Annotated in this window: 18 protein-coding genes and 1 pseudogene; 12 read left to right on the top strand and 7 right to left on the bottom strand. The window is 63.6% G+C overall.

All coding sequences use genetic code 11. The features are described 5' to 3' along the window. Both ACYQ8K_RS19635 and ACYQ8K_RS19630 read right to left on the bottom strand, forming a co-directional pair. Positions 1 to 955, bottom strand: a 955-nt coding sequence (locus ACYQ8K_RS19635) for a CaiB/BaiF CoA transferase family protein (protein WP_459971568.1), incomplete at its 3' end; no start/stop codon positions are given. Further along, positions 952 to 2,448: an aldehyde dehydrogenase family protein gene (locus ACYQ8K_RS19630; RefSeq protein WP_459971566.1), complete on the bottom strand. Its 1,497-nt coding sequence runs from the start codon at positions 2,446 to 2,448 to the stop codon at positions 952 to 954. The genes ACYQ8K_RS19635 and ACYQ8K_RS19630, both read right to left, overlap by 4 nt. Positions 2,449 to 2,560: 112 nt before the next feature. Here ACYQ8K_RS19630 and ACYQ8K_RS19625 point away from each other — a divergent pair, with 112 nt between their 5' ends. The 5 genes from ACYQ8K_RS19625 to ACYQ8K_RS19605 all read left to right on the top strand — a co-directional run bounded on the left by ACYQ8K_RS19625 (position 2,561) and on the right by ACYQ8K_RS19605 (position 7,557). Continuing rightward, positions 2,561 to 3,766: an acyl-CoA dehydrogenase family protein gene (locus tag ACYQ8K_RS19625; RefSeq protein ID WP_459971564.1), complete on the top strand. Its 1,206-nt coding sequence runs from the start codon at positions 2,561 to 2,563 to the stop codon at positions 3,764 to 3,766. A 20-nt stretch (positions 3,767 to 3,786) separates the two neighbouring features. After that, entirely contained in the window at positions 3,787 to 4,737 is a 951-nt protein-coding gene (locus ACYQ8K_RS19620) for an acyl-CoA dehydrogenase family protein (RefSeq protein WP_459971606.1), read from the top strand. 6 nt (positions 4,738 to 4,743) lie between these two features. Continuing rightward, entirely contained in the window at positions 4,744 to 5,886 is a 1,143-nt protein-coding gene (locus ACYQ8K_RS19615; RefSeq protein WP_459971562.1) for an acyl-CoA dehydrogenase family protein, read from the top strand. Positions 5,887 to 5,986: 100 nt separating this feature from the next. Further along, positions 5,987 to 6,727: a FadR/GntR family transcriptional regulator gene (locus tag ACYQ8K_RS19610; protein ID WP_459971560.1), complete on the top strand. Its 741-nt coding sequence runs from the start codon at positions 5,987 to 5,989 to the stop codon at positions 6,725 to 6,727. Further along, positions 6,724 to 7,557 carry a PaaI family thioesterase gene (locus ACYQ8K_RS19605; RefSeq protein WP_459971558.1) on the top strand — a complete coding sequence of 278 codons (834 nt, stop codon included), beginning with the start codon at positions 6,724 to 6,726 and terminating at the stop codon, positions 7,555 to 7,557. Before ACYQ8K_RS19610 ends, ACYQ8K_RS19605 begins: the two co-directional genes overlap by 4 nt. Here ACYQ8K_RS19605 and ACYQ8K_RS19600 read toward each other — a convergent pair. Genes ACYQ8K_RS19600 through ACYQ8K_RS19590 form a run of 3 tightly spaced genes read right to left on the bottom strand, consistent with a single transcriptional unit; the run spans position 7,548 to position 10,752 of the window. Continuing rightward, positions 7,548 to 8,369, bottom strand: coding sequence for an enoyl-CoA hydratase-related protein (locus tag ACYQ8K_RS19600; protein ID WP_459971556.1), 822 nt, complete (start codon positions 8,367 to 8,369; stop codon positions 7,548 to 7,550). The two genes, ACYQ8K_RS19605 and ACYQ8K_RS19600, sit on opposite strands and share 10 nt — an antisense overlap. Before the next feature lie 8 nt (positions 8,370 to 8,377). Continuing rightward, the gene (locus ACYQ8K_RS19595; RefSeq protein ID WP_459971555.1) at positions 8,378 to 9,538 is read right to left on the bottom strand and encodes a thiolase C-terminal domain-containing protein; all 1,161 of its coding nucleotides are present in this window, start codon (positions 9,536 to 9,538) and stop codon (positions 8,378 to 8,380) included. Then, complete coding sequence (locus ACYQ8K_RS19590) at positions 9,535 to 10,752, bottom strand: Zn-ribbon domain-containing OB-fold protein (protein WP_459971553.1); 1,218 nt, start codon at positions 10,750 to 10,752, stop codon at positions 9,535 to 9,537. Before ACYQ8K_RS19590 ends, ACYQ8K_RS19595 begins: the two co-directional genes overlap by 4 nt. 111 nt (positions 10,753 to 10,863) lie before the next feature. Between ACYQ8K_RS19590 and ACYQ8K_RS19585 the strand changes: the two genes are divergently transcribed. From ACYQ8K_RS19585 to istA, 6 genes and pseudogenes are all read left to right on the top strand, one after another. Continuing rightward, positions 10,864 to 11,721: an SDR family oxidoreductase gene (locus ACYQ8K_RS19585; protein ID WP_459971551.1), complete on the top strand. Its 858-nt coding sequence runs from the start codon at positions 10,864 to 10,866 to the stop codon at positions 11,719 to 11,721. A gap of 7 nt (positions 11,722 to 11,728) precedes the next feature. Beyond that, the gene (locus tag ACYQ8K_RS19580) at positions 11,729 to 12,877 is read left to right on the top strand and encodes an acyl-CoA dehydrogenase family protein (protein WP_459971549.1); all 1,149 of its coding nucleotides are present in this window, start codon (positions 11,729 to 11,731) and stop codon (positions 12,875 to 12,877) included. Further along, entirely contained in the window at positions 12,874 to 13,950 is a 1,077-nt protein-coding gene (locus tag ACYQ8K_RS19575; RefSeq protein ID WP_459971545.1) for an acyl-CoA dehydrogenase family protein, read from the top strand. The genes ACYQ8K_RS19580 and ACYQ8K_RS19575 overlap by 4 nt, the downstream gene beginning before the upstream one ends. 41 nt (positions 13,951 to 13,991) lie before the next feature. Then, entirely contained in the window at positions 13,992 to 14,771 is a 780-nt protein-coding gene (locus ACYQ8K_RS19570) for an SDR family oxidoreductase (protein ID WP_459971543.1), read from the top strand. 461 nt (positions 14,772 to 15,232) lie between these two features. Beyond that, positions 15,233 to 15,490 (top strand): hypothetical protein, encoded by a 258-nt coding sequence (locus tag ACYQ8K_RS19565; RefSeq protein WP_459971542.1) that lies wholly within the window; start codon positions 15,233 to 15,235, stop codon positions 15,488 to 15,490. Positions 15,491 to 15,545: 55 nt separating this feature from the next. Then, positions 15,546 to 16,715, top strand: a pseudogene (gene istA, locus ACYQ8K_RS19560) (IS21 family transposase). Positions 16,716 to 16,816: 101 nt separating this feature from the next. Here the strand turns inward: istA and ACYQ8K_RS19555 are convergent. Then, positions 16,817 to 17,395 carry a zeta toxin family protein gene (locus ACYQ8K_RS19555; RefSeq protein ID WP_459971541.1) on the bottom strand — a complete coding sequence of 193 codons (579 nt, stop codon included), beginning with the start codon at positions 17,393 to 17,395 and terminating at the stop codon, positions 16,817 to 16,819. Positions 17,396 to 17,409: 14 nt separating this feature from the next. Next, positions 17,410 to 17,820 carry a TA system antitoxin ParD family protein gene (locus ACYQ8K_RS19550; protein WP_459971539.1) on the bottom strand — a complete coding sequence of 137 codons (411 nt, stop codon included), beginning with the start codon at positions 17,818 to 17,820 and terminating at the stop codon, positions 17,410 to 17,412. A 580-nt stretch (positions 17,821 to 18,400) separates the two neighbouring features. Here ACYQ8K_RS19550 and ACYQ8K_RS19545 point away from each other — a divergent pair. After that, positions 18,401 to 19,165 (top strand): tyrosine-type recombinase/integrase, encoded by a 765-nt coding sequence (locus tag ACYQ8K_RS19545; RefSeq protein ID WP_459971537.1) that lies wholly within the window; start codon positions 18,401 to 18,403, stop codon positions 19,163 to 19,165. Positions 19,166 to 19,408: the final 243 nt, after the last annotated feature.

Here is a 19,408-nt window from a genome sequence, read left to right as displayed (position 1 = left end):
CGCCAACCCTTCTCATGCCCCCCCCCCGTGGCCCAACGTGGGGGGCCCATATTGTTTGCGGTTGTCCCCAACCTCTGGGGCCGGGTTTTACTACCCGGCCCGCCGCGGTGGCGAAGCGCTCGTGGTCGATGAGATCGGCACGCCCGAGCCGAGTGCAGAACTGCGCCCAAAAGCGATCGGCCTGCAACAGGACGAACGCGATGTGACGGCCGTCCTGGGTTTGATAGATGCTGGCCACGGGGTTGGGCATCTCGGCCAGGTGAAATTTCGGGATGTCTTGTCCGGTCACCCCGGCGCCGACGATGTCGGGCCCGAGTTGCCAGATCGCGGCACTGAGCAGCGAGACGTCCACCACGGAGGGTGCCCCGGTGCGTTCTCTTTTGAACAACGCGCCCACAATGCCTGCAGCGATGGCGAATCCGCCGTAGACGTCGCCGAACGCGGGCCGCTGCACCGGCGGATAGGATCCGTCGCCGGCTGCGTAACCCTCGCCGACGCCGCCGCGAGCCCAGTAGGCCGCCAGGTCGAAGCCGCCCTGCTCGGCGAGATCACCCTTGGCGCCGTATCCGTGCCCGCGGGCGTAGACGATCTTGGGGTTGCGCGCGCGTACCTGCTCGACGTCGATGCCCATCCGCTTGCGCGATCCGGGCAACAGATTAGTGATGAAAACGTCGGCGGTCTCAATGAGCTTCATCAGCAGCTCGAGGCCCTCGGGGTTTCTGGTGTCGAGTCCGACGCTGCGCTTGCCCCGATTGGGCTGTTCGATGAAGTGGTTGACGCCGCGGGCGGCGGCGACCACACCGGAGTTAATCAGCCCGCGCTGGGGGTCACCGGTCTCGGGATGCTCAACCTTGATGACGTCGGCGCCCCAGTCGGCAAGCACCGCCCCCGCGGAGGGAACGAAGCTCCACGCGGCAAGCTCGACGACGCGGATTCCGTTGAGGATGTCGGTCATGCGATCGGGTATCCGATTGTCTTGGTCTGCAGGTGCTGTTCGAAGCCCTCGTGGCCGTTCTGCCGGCCGAGTCCACTCATGCGATAGCCCCCGAACGGCGCGTCGCTGCCGTAGAACAGCGCGCCGTTGACATTGACCGTCCCGGTTCGGACCCGGCGTGCCACCGCCATCGCGCGTTCATTGGAACCCATCACCGTGCCCGACAATCCGTAGAGGGAATTGTTGGCCATGGCAACCAGACCGTCGTCTCCTCCGTCGTAGGGCGTGATCGAAAGCACGGGCCCGAAAATCTCCTCCTGGAAGATGCGGTGTTCGGGTGCGACGTCGGCGAAAACCGTCGGTGCGACGTAATATCCGCGGTCGAGCCCGTCTGGCTTGGCGCCGCCGACGGTGACGCGCGCACCTTGTCGCTTACCGATGTCGATGTAGTCGAGCACTCGATCGCGCTGCTTGGCCGACACCAACGGCCCGCAGAAGTTGACCGGGTCGCTGGGATCGCCGACGCCGATGGCGCCAAAAGTGGCGGTGGCGACCTCGACCGCTTGGTCGTAGAACTGGCGCGGCACCAGCATGCGGGTCGTCAACGCGCACCCTTGACCGGAGTGAATCAATGCCCCGATGCAACCGGGTAGCGCCGCGTCCATGTCGGCGTCATCGAGCACCATGTATGCCGACTTCCCGCCCAGTTCGAGCAGGTTGCGCTTCATGGTGTCGGCAGACAGGCGTTGAATGAGCTTGCCCACCGCGGTGGATCCGGTGAAAGACACCATATCCACGTGTGGATCGGTGACCAGCAGTTGCGCAATGTCGTTGTCGGAGGTGGGCACGATGTTGATGACGCCCGGGGGGATGTCGGTCTTTTCGGCGATGATCCGGCCCCAGCGCAGCGCACTCCACGGCGTCTCGATCGCGGGCTTGAGCACCATGGTGTTGCCGGTGGCAAGGATCTGGCCGATCTTGTTGCTGATGATTTCGAAAGGGAAGTTCCACGGCGTGATGGCGCCGACGACGCCCATCGGCTCTTTGACCACCTGACGGTGATAGGGCGCGCCCATCAGGGCAGCGTCGGGAAGTGCATGCTCCCATGCGAACTCCGAAATGTAGTGAGCCGGCCAGCGGATTGCATCGGCCAGTGGCCACTCCAGCTGGGCTATATGAGTGGCCGACACCGGTGCGCCGACTTCGGCGACCAACTCGGCCCTAATGTCTTCTTTCTCGTCCTGCAGCGCCCGGTGCAGCTGGAGCAGACAGTGCTGACGGAACTCGTGATTGGTCGACCAGTCCGTGGTGTCGAATGCGCGGCGGGCAGCCGCGACGGCCTCCGCCATGTCATCAGCGCTGGCGTCGGTGCAGTCGCCCAGCACTTCCTCAGTGGCCGGATTGATGTTGTCGGCGACTTTTCCTGTCGAAGATTCGCGCAGCGTACCGCCGATATACAGCCGGCTTTCGGGGTTGAAGTTCACAACGGTGGCAGCGACCGACGACGCCGTCATTGACCCATCCTCTCGCTGGACTCGGAGCGTGACCTAGTGTACCCATTATAGATAATTGTTTATCTAATTCGACCCCAACCTTGCCAGGTCGAGACGATGAGGAGGTGGCGCCGTGACGGTCTCAGTCGATGATGTCGCCAGCGTGGGCCGCTCAGGCGACTACTTGTCACACGTTGCACGGTATCGGCAGGATCTTCGCGGATATTTGGGCACGCTGGATTGCGCCAAGGAGTGGAGGTCGGGCTCATTCCGCTCCGCCGAGGAGGGGCTGCAGCGCGACGCCGAAGTGATGGCGCGCCTGCATAAGGACGGCTGGAACCGCTATGGGTGGCCGCAAGCCGTCGGAGGTCTAGGTGGCAACGAGATCCACCGGGCCGTGCTTTACGAGGAGATGGCCTTCGCGATGCTACCCATCCCCGCTCAGGCGTGGACGCTTGAGGTGATGGGCGCGGCGATGCAGAAGTTCGCACCGCACCTGGCAACTGAGTACCTGCCTCGTTATCTCGACGGCTCCGAGTGGTGGGGGCAGGGTTTCTCCGAGCCGGAGTCGGGCAGCGATTTGGCCTCGTTGAGGACCCGGGCAGCCGAAGATGGCGCGGGCGGATTCGTCGTCAACGGTCAAAAGATCTGGACTAGCCAGGGAGCGACGGCCAAGCGCCTGATGGTGCTGGTGCGCACGGGATCACCCGATAGCAGGCACCGTGGTCTGACCATGACGCTGGTCGACACCGACGCACCCGGCGTCACAATCCGACCGATCGCGCTGGCCAGTGGGCGGCGGGAATTGGCCGAAGTGTTTTTTGACGACGTGCGGGTCCCCCGCGAGCGGCTGGTCGGTGACGTCGGCAGCGGGTGGGCCGTCACGATGTTCCTCATGCAGTACGAGCGCGGCATGTACGGCTACGCCGTGTTGAACAAGGTTTTGACGGAGTTGGCACGACTTCGCGAATACATGGTCAACGGGGCTGCCACCGCCGCGCAGCGCGAGCGTTTCGCCCGCGTTTACGTCGATGTGGTCGCAGCGCAGGCCCGGGCGGCCACGACGGTGCGCAAACTCGCCGAGGGCTGCTCGGTGGGCCCGGACAGCAGTGTTGACAAGTTGCTGTTCAGCAGGGCCGAACAGGAGGTCAACGATCTGATCTTCGACGTGGCGCGTGACCGCATGACGGCGGGGTTGGGTGGCGACGCCGAACTCGACACCGCCCGGGCCGAGTGGTGGTTTTCGCGTGCCGCCACGATCATGGGCGGCACAGCCGAGGTTCAACGCGGGATCATCGCCGACCACATTCTGGGGTTGCCGAAGGAAAGGCGCGCGTAGTGACCGACGAATCGTGGCCGATGGTCGAGGAAGCAGTTTTTCGGCTGTTCGACGAGGCGGCAGCCAAGGACGAGCACGTTTGCCTCGGTCCTCGTCTGGCCGATCTGGGGTGGGCTGAGATTGAGGCCGAATACTCGGCGGAGGCCGGTGAGCTGTTGTGCCGCGCGCAGGGCCGTTCTTTGGCGCGGACCGACGCCCTGGACCGGCTGATGCTGGCCGAACTGCGTGCGCTATTCGATGGACAGGTTGACGGCATCGTGCTTCCCTGGCTGTCGTCTGGCTGGGTGCCCAGTTCCAGCGACGGCCGAGTACATGGACTTGTGCTAGGTCCGCTGCGCGGTCGTCTGCTGGTGCCCTGCTCGGGCGCAATGGGAACGGTCGCCGTTGCCGTGGTCGATGCCGACACTTTGCACGGCGAGCGACTCGACACCTTTGACCGATCCGTCGTGTGGACCGCTGTCAAGGGCACGTGGGCAACAGAGCCGATCGACGCCTCGACGGAGTGGGCGCGAGCCCTCGCGGCGGGTCATCGTGGGCTGGCCACGGAGTTGGTTGCGCTCGCCGATCAGGCGTTGCGCATCGCCGTCGAACACACCAGTGTGCGTGTCCAATTCGGCTCGCCGATCGGGTCGCTGCAGGCCCCACGCCATGCTCTGGCGGATTCGGCCGCCACACTCGAGGGCGCGCGGGCACTGCTCAATCACGCCTGGCGGTGCGGCGGAGCGTTAGCGGCCCAGGTTGCCAAGATCGCCGCCGGCCGGGCGCACCGTGCGGTCACCGACGCGGTTCTTCAGGCCTGTGGCGCCGTCGGCTTGACCGCCGAACACGATCTGCATCGTTATGTTGCGCGCGGCTTTCAGGCAGATGCTCTGTGCGGCTCCTACCAGCAGCTGGAATCCTTACTTGCCGAGCAGCTTTTCGATGCCTACGCGCCCGGCAAGGCACTTCCCGCGATCATCAACGCGAACTGAGGAATTATGCGGCGCAATATTTTCAAATCCGTCCACGACGATTTCCGGGCAACTGCGCGCGCCTTCTTTGAGCGGGAGTGTGTCCCGAACGTGGAGAAGTGGGAGCGCGACGGCAAGGTCAGCCGTGAGGCGTGGCTGGCTGCGGGTGAACACGGCCTGATCGGGTGGGAGTTCGACGAGAAATACGGCGGTTTGGGCATTAAAGACTTCAGGTTCAACCAGATCATCTCCGAGGAGATGTTCATGTCGGGGTCGGTCGGTATCGGTCTGGGTGTCCAAAACGACATCCTGATGCCCTATCTCAACAAGCTGACCACTGAGGAGCAAAAGCAGCGCTGGCTGCCCAAGTTCGTCACCGGCGAATACATCGGGTCTATCGCGATGTCTGAGCCGGCGGCAGGGTCTGATCTGGCCGGAATCAAGACCACCGCCCACGATGGGGGTGATCACTGGGTGGTGAACGGCCAGAAGACGTTCATCAGCAACGGCTTGTTGTCCAAGCTGGTGCTCACCGCGGTGAAGACCGATCCCTCCGCCGGCCGCAAGGGCATCAGCCTGCTGATGATCGAAGACGGCATGGAGGGCTTCACCCACGGTCGCAAGCTGGACAAGATCGGGCAGCACTCAGCCGATACGGCCGAGTTGTTCTTCGACGACGTCAAGGTTCCCAAGGAAAACCTCGTAGGAGAGCTCAATCGGGGCTTCTATCACTTGGTGTCCAACCTGCCCTACGAGCGCGTCGGGGTGGCCTGCTATGCGCTGCCGGCTGCCCGGCGTGCCTTGGAATTGACCAAGGCGTACGCGTTGGAGCGCACGGCTTTTGGGCAACCGATCGGGACGTTTCAGGTCAATCGGCACTTCATCGCCGAGATGCAGGTGAAGCTCGATGCTGCCCAGACCTACCTTGACCAGTGTGTCCTGTCGGTCAACGACGGCACGCTGTCTGACGCGGATGCGGCAGGGCTCAAGTGGTGGACTTCGGAGGTACAGTGGGAAATCATCGATCGCTGCCTGCAGCTTCATGGCGGGTACGGCTACATCAACGAGTACGAGGTGGCGCGCCTGTGGCGCGACTCGCGGGTGCAACGACTCTATGCCGGCACCACCGAGATCATGAAGGATCTGATGGGTCGAGCGATGGGTTACTGAGCATGACCTTGCTCACCCATCGGCGCCCCATGATCCGCTTTCTGTCGGGAATCCGTTAATCTTCTAACATTTAGCGGTTACTGAGCGGGTGGAGTATGACATGCAGGTGATCAACCTTCGCGAGCCCAAGATGGCCGACCGGGTCGCAACTGTGCTTCGCCGCATGTTCATCCGTGGCGAGATCGAAGAAGGAACGATGCTCCCGCCCGAGTCGGAGCTAATGGAGCGCTTCGGTGTTTCGCGGCCCACTTTGCGCGAGGCATTTCGTGTTTTGGAGTCCGAATCGCTGATCGTCGTCCAGCGCGGCGTTCGCGGCGGCGCCAAGGTTACCCGGCCGCAGCGGGCGACGCTTGCCCGCTACGCAGGATTGATCCTCGAGTACGAAGGCGTGACGCTCAAAGACGTTTATGACGCCCGCAACGCCCTGGAAACACCGATGGTCATCCAGATGGCCAAAGACCGCAATGCGAAAGTGATCGCGGCGCTGGAAGAGATCGTTGATCGTGAGGCGCAATTGAAGCCTGGCGGTGACGCGGTGGATCAATTGACTGACTTCCATGCCGCGATAGCTCGGCTTTCCGGCAATAAGACGCTGCAGATTGTTTCGGACATGCTGCACCACATCGTCGAGAAGGCGAATCGGTCAATGCAACCCACCGACGACACTCGCGCGGCGCAAGCCATGCGCCGCTCGGCTAAGACTCACCGGATGGTGTTGGACATGATCAAAGCCGGAGAAGCGGAAAAGGCCGGCGAACTGTGGCGGCGCCACCTGCAGAAGGCCGAGGAATTCGTGCTGTCCGGTAGTGAGCTGTCCACCGTCGTCGATTTGCTCGAATGACTGAATCAGCGACGCGCTCGGACTACGGCATTGAGACACCGGGCCATATTCTGCGCCGCTTCGATATCGACGTAATCGAGATCAACACCGGCAAACGCACAGCACAGATGTCGATGTCGCTGCGGGATTTGACCAACCCGTTCACCGACCTGCCTGCTATGGGACCGCTGGCGATCCTCGTCGACGCGGTAGGCGGTCTGGTCAATCATTTCTGGCACGAAGCCCACGAGTGGACGGTGTCGAGCGAATTGGCGATCGAGCTGAGCCCTGATGCCAGCGAGCGTGCCACCGCTCCGGAGGCGCCCCCCGTGCTGGCCGTTGCGAAGACGCTGGGTCCGCGCAGCAGCACGTCACTGTCGCTATGCGAGCTACGGTGTGGACAGGCCGTGATCGGCAGCGCCACGGTACGCTCTTACTTCATTCCGCCTGACAATGTGGTTCTCGCAGAGCTTCGAGACGACCTGACCAAGACTGAGCGAACCGGCTTGGCCGATTTAATGGCCGTCGAACCTGTTGCCCGATCGGATCAGATGCGGGTTCTGCGACAGCGTCGTGATGCGTTTCTCGACAACGCGATCGGTGTGGTCAACGGCGGTGTGGCTTCGGCCGCCTTAGAACTGGTGGCATCGGCGGCGATGCACCGACCGGGGATTCCGATGTGGACTTCGTCGTTGCGGGTGAATTTCTTGCGGCCATTTTTGTCCGGCGCCGCTTCGCGCTATGAAGGGTCGCCAGTTCGCCTCGGCCGCGGTAGCGCCGTTTGCGACGCCCGTGCGGTAGGCGATGACGGCAAAACGTCGCTTACTGCGCGCGTCACCGCTTACCGCTGAGGCTTATTTTGCGTACGTGTCCTAAATGCCACTACCCGTTCATTAAACTCTGGTGTGGAGAACGAGGTGAATTCTTCAGCGAGGGCGTACTCGAGTATTCCCTGGGCGGCACGCGAAAGGTGCATGTTCAGCGCCACTTTGCTGGCGCGAAGGGCCTGCGGTGGCAGTGCGGCCAGCCGTTCGCCGAGTGCGAGTGCCTCGTCGAGGACCGCGTCGTCGCCGGCGACCTTGGTGACCAGATTGAGTTTTTCGGCGATGGCCGGCGTGATCCGGTCACCAAGCAAGACGTATTCCTTGGCCTTCATCATGCCGATCAGCAAGGGCAGCATCGCTGCTCCCCCGTCGCCGGCCACCAGCCCAACGGCGACGTGCGGATCTGACAGATAGCTGCTTTCCCCCATCACCAGAAAGTCGCTGAGCAAGGCGATGGAACAACCTAAACCGACCGCCGGGCCATTGACCGCCGACACCAGCGGCTTGGGAAAATTGATCACCTCCAGGAAAACCGTTCGCGCCTCGGCGATCTGGACCTGGCGTGCGACCGCGTCCTCGATCAGCCGGCCGAACATGACCATGTCGCCGCCGGCAGAGAAGGCCTTACCCACGCCCGTCGTCACGACGACACGAACATCGTCGTCTTTGTTCAGTGTCCGCCAGATCGTCGCGAATGCGTGGTGCATGTCTTCGTTGACGGCGTTGAAGGCTTCGGGCCGGTTGATGCTCACGACGTGGACGTTGCCGCGCTTTTCTACCAGCAGTGCGGGTGCGAACTTTTCGTAACCGGGCAGGGTGGCGATCTCCGAGGTGGTCATGCGGGCTCCTAGTTCTTGTCGCTGGAAAGTATGGTCACCGCGGAAACGGCGGTCGGGCCACCGATGTTGTGCGCCAAGGCGATCCGGGCACCGTCGACTTGGTTTTCGGCGTCTCCTCGCAGCTGATTGAACAGCTCGTAGCACTGCGCGACGCCGGTGGCGCCTGGCGGGTGTCCCTTGGCTTTGAGGCCGCCGCTGGGGTTGATCGGAATGGAACCTCCCACGTAATTGTCCCGTGCTTCCACCACTTTGTAGGCTTCAAAGCGGTCGGCGAAGCCCAGATCCTCGTAGCTGATCAGCTCCACACCGGTAAAGCAGTCGTGCACCTCGGCGACGTCGACGTCGCTGGGAGTTATGCCTGCCATTTTCATCGCCGACTTGGCGGCGCGCACCGTGGGCGGAAATGTCGTCATGTCCGACTTGTGCTGATGCATTACACGATCCATTCCAAGGCCCACACCACGGACCCAGACCGGGCGGTCAGTGTAGCGGGCTACGACATCCTCGGACGCCAAGATCACGGCGGCGGCGCCGTCGCTTTGCGGCGTGCAGTCATACAGGCCGAAGGGTTCCACGACGATGGGAGCGGCCAACGCCTTTTCGACGGTGATCTCGTAGCGCAGTTGAGCTTTGGGGTTCTTCAACGCGTGAAAGTGATTTTTGACCGCGACCATGGCCATGTGTTCCTTGGTGGCCGGGGACTCGTGCAGATAGCGGTTGACGTGTAAGGCGAAGTTAGCTGGCGCTACCAGCCCGAGGGGATAGTCCCAGGCGTTGTCGCGGGTCATGGCAGCCCAGTCCCAGAAGGTGGTGTTGGAGGCGGTCTCTCGAACCTTGTCGGCGCCGGCGACGAGCACGACGTCATACAGCCCCGAGGCGATGGCCAGCACGCCGTTGCGGATGGCGTCGTTTCCCGTCGCGCAGGCGTTTTCGACGCGTGTCACGGGGATATCGGTGAGGTCGAGGGTGTCGGCCAGTATTCCCGAAGGGAATCCGTCGGTGGTGGACAGCTCGCCGAACCAGGCGGCCTCGATGTCAGACTTCGCGATCCCTTTGTCCACCCGCGCGACCGTTTCGGCGTAGGCCATCGGAAGCAGGTCTTTGATGCCCAGTTCGAAGTGCTCGGCAAAGGGTGTCATGCCCGCCCCGACGATTGCGACGTTTCTCATGCCTTAGCTCCTTGTTCGACGCGGCCCGGCCAAAAGGCGTACCCGTAGTCTGGTATGCCCGCCCGAGTAGCGATCCGGCGCAGCACCACTGATCCGGCTTGTCCGATCGTGGTCTCCCCGGCGGGCACGCCGGTGACCTTCATCAGGACTCGCACTGGGCTGCCGTCTAACTGGACCAGGGCCAACGAGTAGGGGCTGGGCAAGCCTGGGACCGGTATCCGGATCGTGGTGTGCGTGTACACGGTGCCCGTGCGCGGCAGCGGCTGCATCCGGTAGTCGGTGGCCAGTCGACCGTCATCATCGACGCGAAGCCGGGGTGGGAATTGGGGCGCGGCGTCGATGCCGGCACGCTCCTCGAAAACGGCGGCTTCCCAGCGTATTTTCGGCTCGAACGCGCGACTGTAGGCCGGCATAGAGATCGGGATGCCCACGCCCTCGGCGACCCGGGTGGTCGGCAGTTGCTGGGCGGGCGCCTCGTCGCGGATGACGCGCGGTGTGCCACTTGCGCACAGCTGGGCGACACTCATCGTGGACTGCTCGACGGCCAACACCAAACCGGCGCAACCTTTTTCGGTCGCCTCGGCAATCAGGCAGATGATCGCAGACCCCGACGGCCGCGGATCATCGATGGCGGCTGACGTGTCCAGTTCGCGGCCAAGCTGCCCGGCCGCGACGCCGCCTACGGCCACCACGGACGCCGCTTGCTCGAGCGCTAGTTTCTTTAGCGTGGCCCGTATCCCGACTTCGCGCTGCAGTCGTGGGTCAGCGTAGGAATGGCGTCCGCCATCAGCTCCGCGAGCTTGCAGCGGAAGGCTACGTGTCTGTCGGCCAACCGGAGTCAACATCACCTCGCCTGCACCCGTGAGCACCGCTGCTGCACCCACCGCTGCATCGTTGTCGTCGGCCGCGATCACCAGTGTGTCCGGCGGCGCGGACACGAGTTGGTCTAAAACCGCCGGGGCCCCGCCCAAAACTTCGGTGACCGGCGTGTCACCCGGCAGCGAGAGAGCCGCCAGCAAGACCGCGCTGTTGCCGCCCTGCAGAAGGGGAAAATCACGAGACACCAGCACAACACGGTGTGCAGAAACGTCGGGGTCAGCGGCGCGACCCGCAGCGACCGCCATGGTCAGGGCGTCCTCGTCAGGTCCTTTGGTTGGGCGGTCGCCTACGCGCCACGGCGGTGCGTAGGTGCCGATCGAGATGAGCTGAGTCATGGTGCCTTACTCCTGGGCCGCCGGAGGCGGCTGTCTTCGCCCGAACTAATAAGCTATATAGTTATAGCATTCTCGCGGATCGGTCCGGATGTCGGCTGAAAGGAGCCACCAGTGAGCAGTTCGCAGGCTCGAAGTCTTCAGGGCCGCGTCATCCTGGTCACCGGTGCCAGCCGGGGCATCGGCCGCGAGATCGCCGTTCGGGTCGCCGCAGACGGCGCCACGGTGGTGCTGCTGGCCAGGACGGAGACCCCCAACCCGAAGTTGCCCGGCACCCTGCAGGAAACGGCCGACGCGGTTCGCGATGCGGGAGGCCACCCGTTGCCGGTTATCTGCGATGTCCGTGATCCCGCTGCCGTCGAGGCCGCAGTGGCAACGGTCGCAGCCCAGTGCGATGTGATCGACGCCGTCGTGAACAATGCCGGCGCGCTGGACCTGCGCTCTACTTCCGAACTGCCTCTCAACATTTTTCACCGACTGCTCGAAGTCAACGTCGAAGGGCCATTTGCACTGGTACAGGCGGCCCTGCCGTACCTGATAAAGTCCGCCAACGCCCATATCGTCAACGTATCGCCGCCGCTGAATCTGGCGCCCCCGTGGGTGGCTGCGCATGTAGGGCATACGACGGGCAAGTACGCCGAGAGCTTGTTGACGCTGGGGTGGGCGGCCGAATTCGCGTCCATTCCCGTCGCGGTGAACTCCGTGTGGCCGGCGACCACGGTCGCCAGCACCGGGATGATCGTTGCCATGGGGGATGGGGTGCGAGCGCGAGCCCGCGAGCCGCAGATCATGGCTGATGCAATACGTGCCCTGCTCGCGCGGTCCACGGACTGCACCGGCAATTTCTACACCGACGAGGAGATTCTTCGCGACGAAGGATTAAGTGACATGTCCGGCTATCGTCTGGCCGCCGCCGAGGCGGATCTGGTGCCCAACTTCTATCTGCCGTCCACGGCACTACCGACGCTGTAGGCCCGCTGTGAATCAGTACGACACCTTGCGCGCCAACGAGCCCGAAATGGCCAAGCTTCGGGCTTCGGTCCGCGACTTCCTCGACGCTGATCGGGCCGAGTTCGGCTGGGCGCCCGCAGTGGACTCGTGGCTAGGACAATGGGATGAGCAGTTCAGCGCCCGCTTGGGTGCAGCTGGATTCGTCGGTGTCACCGTCCCGGGGGAATACGGTGGCCAGGGCCAGAGCCACCTGCATCGCTACGTCGTGACCGAGGAGCTGCTGGCCCGTGGCGCCCCGGTAGCGGCGCATTGGGTCGCCGATCGCCAAGTCGCGCCTGCATTGCTGGCCTACGGCAGCCAGTCGCAGCGACAGCGACTACTGCCGCGCATCGCGGCGGGGGAGTTCTATTCCGCGATCGGAATGAGTGAGCACGGCGCAGGCTCGGATTTGGCCGCGGTGCAGACCAAGGCCGTCAAAACCGATGGCGGCTGGCTGCTCAACGGCACCAAGGTCTGGACGAGCGGCGCCCATCGCGCACATCAGGTTGTCGTGCTTGCGCGCACGAGTCCGGCGGACTCGGCCCGACGGCACGTAGGCTTCAGTCAATTCCTGGTGCCCTGCGACGCCGCGGGTGTCCGCATCGAACCGATCCTGCTGATGAACGGAGAGCACCACTTCAACGAAGTGATGTTCGAGGACGTCTTCGTACCCGATAGCGAGGTCTTGGGAGAGATCGGCAACGGCTGGCACCAGGTCACTGCGGAGTTGAGCTTTGAACGCAGCGGGCCCGAACGGTTCCTTTCAACGGCGCCTTTGATCGTGGCTGCGATTCGTGCGCTGCGCAACGATCGGCCGCTGGACGACAACACTGCTGGGGTCATCGGTGATCTGCTGGGTCGGCTGATTTCGTTGCGGCAGCTTTCGGTGTGGGTGGCACGGACGCTGAGCCAAGGCGCGGACGCGACTAATCATGCGGCGCTGGTCAAGGATCTAGGCACCCGATTCGAGCAGGAGTCCGTCGACCTGCTTGCCGACGTCCTCGATCGGATGTCCGTCACGCCCGAGTTGGCCGCCCTCAGGGCCGCGGCCACATTGCACAAGCCGCTGTTCACCTTGCGTGGCGGCACCAACGAGGTGCTGCGCGGCGTGGTAGCGCGCGGGATGGGGTTGCGATGACAATTTTTTCGGCCGGAGTGTTCGCCGGCCGCGCGGCAGACGACGACGAGCACGCTCAACTTTACGAACTCGTCGTCGACATCGGCCAGCGCGCCTTTGATGCCCGCCTGGGGCGGCGCCGTATCCCCGAGCACTTCGATGAGCAATTGTGGCGCACGCTCGATGAAACCGGCCTGACGCGGTTGACGAGCACTGCCGAGCTCGAAGCGGGTCCCTGCGAGCTTGCGATCGTTCTGGCCGGGATCGCCCGGTTCGCTGGTGCCGTCCCGTTGGCCGAGACCGATTTGCTGGCGGGCTGGTTGGGCACGGCGATCGGCCTTGATTTGCCCCAGGAGGCCTTAACGGTCGCGATTGCCGATGCGCAGATCGGCGAGGGACGGGTCCGCGGGACAGCCCTCGATGTGCCGTGGACACGAGCTGCGGGCGTGGTGCTACTGATGGCTCGGGCGGACGACGAGGCCCGGGTGGGGTTGCTTGATCTCGACCGGGTCGACCTGGTCGAGGGCCACAACTTGGCTGGGGAGCCTCGCGATCGCGTGAGCTTTGATTTGCCCTCCGCCGATTTCACCGTCGTCGATGTGGCCCTCGCTGAGGAGTTGGTACGACGGGGTTCGTGGTGCCGTTGCGTCCAGATCATCGGAACGCTGGATGCGGCTGCGGCGATGTGCGTGCAACACACTAGGGAACGCGAGCAATTCGGCCGCGCGCTGAGCAAGTTCCAGTCTGTGCAGCACGCGCTGGCATCGATGGCCGGAGAGATCGAACGCGCCCGGGCGGCCACCGCGCTCGCGGTCGCCGCGGCAGCCGACTACGGATTCGGGGCATACCAGACCGACTATGCCACGACAGTGGCCAGAGTCGCGGTCGGCCGTGCCATCACCCCGGTCACGACGATTGCGCACCAGCTGCACGGCGCGATCGGCGTGACCGCCGAACACCCGCTGTGGTCGGTCACCATGCGTGCGCAGAGCTGGGCAACCGAATACGGCACCACGCAAGGGTATGTGCACCGCCTGGGTCGCGTGGCCCTGGAACAAACCGACCCGTGGGACCTTGTGATCGGCAACTTTTAACCCGCCGATCGCCACTGCAGTCGAAACCAGAAGGAGAATGAGTGGGAGTCGAGAAGTTTGATGGCGCGTCGGCGATCGTCAGCGGTGGCGCGGGCGGCCTGGGTGAGGCGACGGTACGGCGGTTGCACGCTGAGGGCCTCGGGGTGGTCATCGCCGATCTTGCCGAAGACAAGGGCAAAACGCTCGCCGACGAGCTGGGCGGGCGTGCGGTGTTCGTGAGTACCGATGTCACCAGCGAAGATTCGGTAACCAAGGCCATCGATCAGGCCAATGAGCTGGGTCGGCTGCGCTACGCCGTCATCGCCCACGGCGGTTTTGGTGTCGCCGAGCGCATCGTGAAGCGTGACGGCAGCCCAGCTGCTTTTGAGGGCTTCACCAAAACCATTGAGCTGTATCTGAACGGGACCTACAACATTGCGCGGCTGGTCGCCGCCTCGGTCGCTAAGGCCGGGCCGCGGGCTGACGGCGAGCGCGGCGCGCTGGTGCTTACCGCATCGATCGCCGGGTATGAGGGCCAGATCGGGCAGACCGCCTACGCCGCCGCTAAGGCCGGGGTGATCGGATTGACCATCGCCGCTGCGCGCGACCTCAGCTCGACAGGTATTCGTGTAAACACGATCGCCCCCGGCACGATGAAGACCCCAATCATGGAATCGGTCGGCGACGACGCTCTTGCCGCGTTCACAGCCAACATCCCCTTCCCTAAGCGTCTGGGCGCACCGAGCGAGTTCGCTGACGCTGCAGTCTTTTTGCTAAGCAATGGCTACGTCAACGGAGAGGTCATGCGTTTGGACGGCGCTCAGCGTTTCACTCCGCGCTAGGCGCCGAGCTGGCCGGGAACAGGTTGCTGCGATCCGCGCTGCTTTCCGTCGCGGCCTGCCGCGAGCCATGGCGTACCAAGTTACCGACGAGATGCTCTGGGCGGTCGCGGTGTGCGGTGACTCCGCACAGGCACGCCAGATGATGTCGGACCGAAATCACCTGCCAGAACTGAGTTTTTGGTGCCGCCAATTTTTCTTGTCGGCAAACGCCGCCGGTCTGGCTATGATGCAGCGGCAATCCAATTGATGCGCGATGTGAGTGCCTGACGGCCTGCTGTCGCGATCGGACGTGCTTGCGCGGGAGGCGTGAGCATCTCGTCACCCTCCACCGGGCAACACGCTCCTGGATAACTGCCGATGTCAACGAACGGCTGTCATGTTGGGAGGGTGCCTGGGACACGACGCCATCGAAGTCAGCTCCTCTCCCCTGCCCCGGCTGGTTCAACGTCCTGGCTGACTGCGTGATTCGTAAGCCATCCCCGCACACGGCGAAGGCTTACCGTCAGGATTTCGAAGCGATCTCCGTTGGTGGCCGGCTTGCCGGAGATGTTTTTTGCTTTCGAGCGAAAGACTTGAGTAAAGATAATCTGCGTGCGGCGTTCGCCGCCTGCGCCGAAAAACACTCGCCGGCCTCGATTTGGCGTTGCTGGTCGACGTGGAACACCCTGTGTAGCTACCTTTTCACCGCCGAACTCCTCGACGCTGTCGCTTCCGGTTGAAGACTGACCCGGTGATTCCGAGGGAATCCTGACCCACCCTGTGAACGATCATGAGGTGTTGAAGGTGGAGGACTGGGCGGATTCGGCGGCTGCATCGGGCCGAGGGTTTGGCGATTCGTGCTATCGCGCGAAGGCTGGGTGTTTCGAAGTACACGGTGAAGAAAGCGGTGGCGTGTCATGCGCCGCCGCGTTATGAGCGGGCGCCGCGCGGGTCGGCGGTGGATGGGTTTGAGCCGGCGATCCGGGCGTTGTTGGCGGAGTTCCCGGAGATGCCGACATCGGTGCTGATGGAGCGGGTCGGCTGGTCGCGGGGCCGGTCGGTGTTCTATGAGCGGGTCGCGGCGCTGCGGCCGTTGTTTGGGCCGGTGGACCCGGCCTCGCGCACGGAGTATCAGGCCGGCGAGCTGGCGCAGTGCGATCTGTGGTTTCCGCCGGTGGATGTGCCATTGGGGTTCGGCCATGTGGGGCGGCCGCCGGTGCTGGTGATGGTGATGGTGTCGGGCTATTCGCGGATGATCACTGCGACGATGATCTCAACTCGGCAGAGTCCTGATCTGTTGGCCGGGCACTGGGCACTGATCTCGCGCTGGGGACGAGTTCCGCGAGCCTTGGTGTGGGACAACGAGTCCGCTGTCGGTAAGTGGCGTGGTGGTGCGCCGCAGTTGACGGATGCGATGAACGCATTTCGTGGCGTTCTGGGCCTCAAGGTGGTGCTGTGCCGGCCCGCTGATCCGGAGGCCAAGGGTCTGGTGGAGCGGGCCAACGGCTATCTGGAGACCTCGTTTCTTCCCGGTCGAATCTTCACCGGCCCTGCCGATTTCAACACTCAGCTCGACCAGTGGCTGATCAGGGCGAACCAGCGCAAGCACCGCCGGTTGCAGTGCCGCCCGGTCGATCGGTCGGACGCCGACCGCGCGGCGATGCTGGAGCTGCCCCCCGTGGACCCGGTGATCGGATGGCGTCATCGACTCGGCTACCGCGTGACCATTACGTGCGTCTGGACGCCAACGACTACTCCGTGCACCCGAACGTCATCGGTCGTCGCGTAGACGTGCGCGCTGATCTCGAGCATGTGGTGATCACCGCGGGGAGCGCGGAAAGGGCAAGCGATCTTCAGCGGCCACGGGTCATTTACCGAGGAGCCGCGGTGATCAGTCTTGCAATCTTTCGGGTGCCTTGCGCCCACTGTCGAACGGCCCTGGTCTCGTTCACTCGGCTGAGGTAACCGATCAGCTTCGCACCGAGCAATTTTCGCCGTGCGGTCACCAGATCCGCGATGCCCCTCACCACAACTTCGTTGTGCGCGGCGAGGTGCGGTGGCTGGTGTTATAGCGTCCACCGCGACGCCAGACCCTGCGGGGACCAAGTCGGCCAGCGCGGTGCGCCGAGCGGGTGGCCAAGGCTCATCTGGGCGACGATGAGGGGGCCTTTGCGTGCGCTGTTGTCATAGACCGTGGCCGAGTCGCACCGGGTGATCGCAGTCGCTACTAGCGCCCAGAGGCGTTGGTAGCGTTGCCGAATTTTGTCTTCGGGCACGTCGTGTCCGCCGGCTTGGACCCGGTGTCTGACCCGTTGCACGGCGAGCTCTTCGGGAATGAGCAGCACGTGCAGGGCGACGGTATATCCCGCGTGGTGTGCGGCGTCGATCAGCTCGAGCTTGGAGGGGTGGGAAAACACGGTTTCGGCGATGAAGGATCGTCCCGTTTCGATCAGTCTCATCCGCGTGTCGGCGGCGACTCGTGCCGCCTGGTAGGCGTGTGTGGTCGGGTCGGTGGGCCAGCGGTGCTTGGCGATCTCGTCGGCGTTGACGAAGACGCTTTTGGGTAGCAATGGCGCGAGGGTGAGTTCGACGAAGGTCGATTTGCCGGCTCCGTTGGGTCCGACGACGAGGTCGAGCCGGTTCATCTAGAGGCTGGTGGTCAGGTCGGGCGGCGTACGCGCCGGCGTTTGGCGGGAAGCGCCTTCGTGCTGCCGTCAGGTCGGTATTCGATGATGTCACCGGCCTCGTCGAGGGCAACGGTGGTGATCCCCCGGTTGGCCAACAGGTCGCCGTAGTGAGCGTTGGCCAGATTTTCTTGGATCGACGCGGCGATCTCGGCGTTGAAGACGACGCCTTCTTCGACACTGAGGTCGCGCAATTCGATCTCGCCGGCGAGCGCGGCTTCGACGCGTTGACGAGCTGCGGTCTGCTGACTCGACACTGCCCGGCCCACTCGCGCCCAGTGGTCGAGCTGTTGCTTGGCTGAGCGGCTTTGGCGCGCGCCTTCAACCGCTGCGCTGTCCAGTAGGTCCGCAGCGAACCGTGTGACCCGATCGGCGGTGTCAGCCATCACTTTTCCGTTCTGTAGCAACCTGATACAAGCGTATCATTTTGCTACACGATCGGCACGGGTCCTGACCGCGGGACAAGTTGGCCGCTCGGCAGACCCCCGCTCCCGGCATTGTCGTGGCTGGTGTGCGCTGAGGCTTCCCGCGCGACAATGAGGGCGTTACGCTAAAGCCGTCCCAAACACCGTGTCCGGGGCTCGAAGACGTGATGCCGCTTTCGGCTGCGCTACCAGACGAGATTGCTTGCCGACACGGTGCGCGGGGTGGCTGGCGTGACGGCAAACCGGGGTCGACGGGCGACGACCCTTGAGCCGCGCCGGTCGCTGTGCCTTTCACCGGGGTCTGGCTGATCGTTGTCTTGCCGCCTCGGCTGGCTTTCTCAAGGACGCCGATCCAGGTGAGGCACGGCTGATGGTGTTGGTCAAGGTGCGGTGCTGACACCGCTCACAACCTCACCTCGATTATTGCTCGTGGGGCAGATGAAAGAGGAGCCGGCCGCCATGGTTGTCGTCGGTGTCGATGTACATAAGGCCACTCACACACTGGTCGGGGTTGACGCCGGGGGCCGCAAACTGGGCGAATGTGTTGTGCACCTTTCTCTATACCGGCGAACAGCTTGCCGCTAATCCAATGCAGCTAGTCGGTCGGCCTAAGCCCGCCAAAAGCTTGCCGAAAGCCCTCCCCCGCACTGCCGTCGAAGCACTGCTAGCCACTGTCGCGCGAGACCGCAATTTGCAACGCGAATCCGACTGGGCTGAGCGTGATCTCGCGATCATCCTGACGGCACTATTAGGCGGACTACGCGCAGAGGAACTTCGCGGAGCCAATGTTGGTGACATACGTACCACCGATGAGGGCGCTGCCGTCATCCACGTCAAGGGCAAAGGCGGAAAAGAACGTAGCGTGCCGATTGAGGCCGAGCTCCTATCGGTCATCCAGACTTACCTGCACAGCCGCGCCGTTCGCTACTCTGCTACCGAAAAGCGCTCAGCCACGGCGAGATCAGAGCTATCGCGCTGGCCGGCACGCTCACCGCTTTTCGTCGGGCGCGATGGTGAGCGCATCACCCAGGGCACACTGCAGTCGCGGATTAAGCGGGCGTTCAAACGCGCCGGACCCGACGCGCAGCCAGTACCCGGTGCGCTTGTGCACGGACTGCGCCACACCTACGCCACGGAGCTTGCCAGCTCCGACGTGAGCGTCTACACACTCATGAAGCTGCTCGGGCATGAATCCATGACGACTTCGCAGCGCTACGTGACCGCTGCCGGGACCGAAGCACGAAGTGCCGCAGCGCAGAATCCTCTTTACGCGCTCATATCGGACGAAGACCAACGCGATCGCTAGGTTATGAGCTACGCACCAAGGGTTTTGCCGTCTCCACGTAGTCTCAAAAGCGCAGGTCAACGACCTTCACGTGTCTGGTCCGCGGTGCGCCGCACCGCGGCGATTCCTGGCGGTTTCACCTTATTTTGTTCCCAAATTCGTTCCCAAATGTCGGTTCCGGTCGAAAAGTGAGCAGGTGATTCCGGGGTGGTTTCCAGCGGTCATTGCAACAGGGGACCGTTTAGGAGGTTAGCAACTCGGTGA

Source organism: Mycobacterium sp. MUNTM1 (assembly GCF_054660795.1).
The sequence above is the reverse complement of the archived record's forward strand: the minus strand, read 5'-3'. Positions and strand labels throughout refer to the sequence as shown.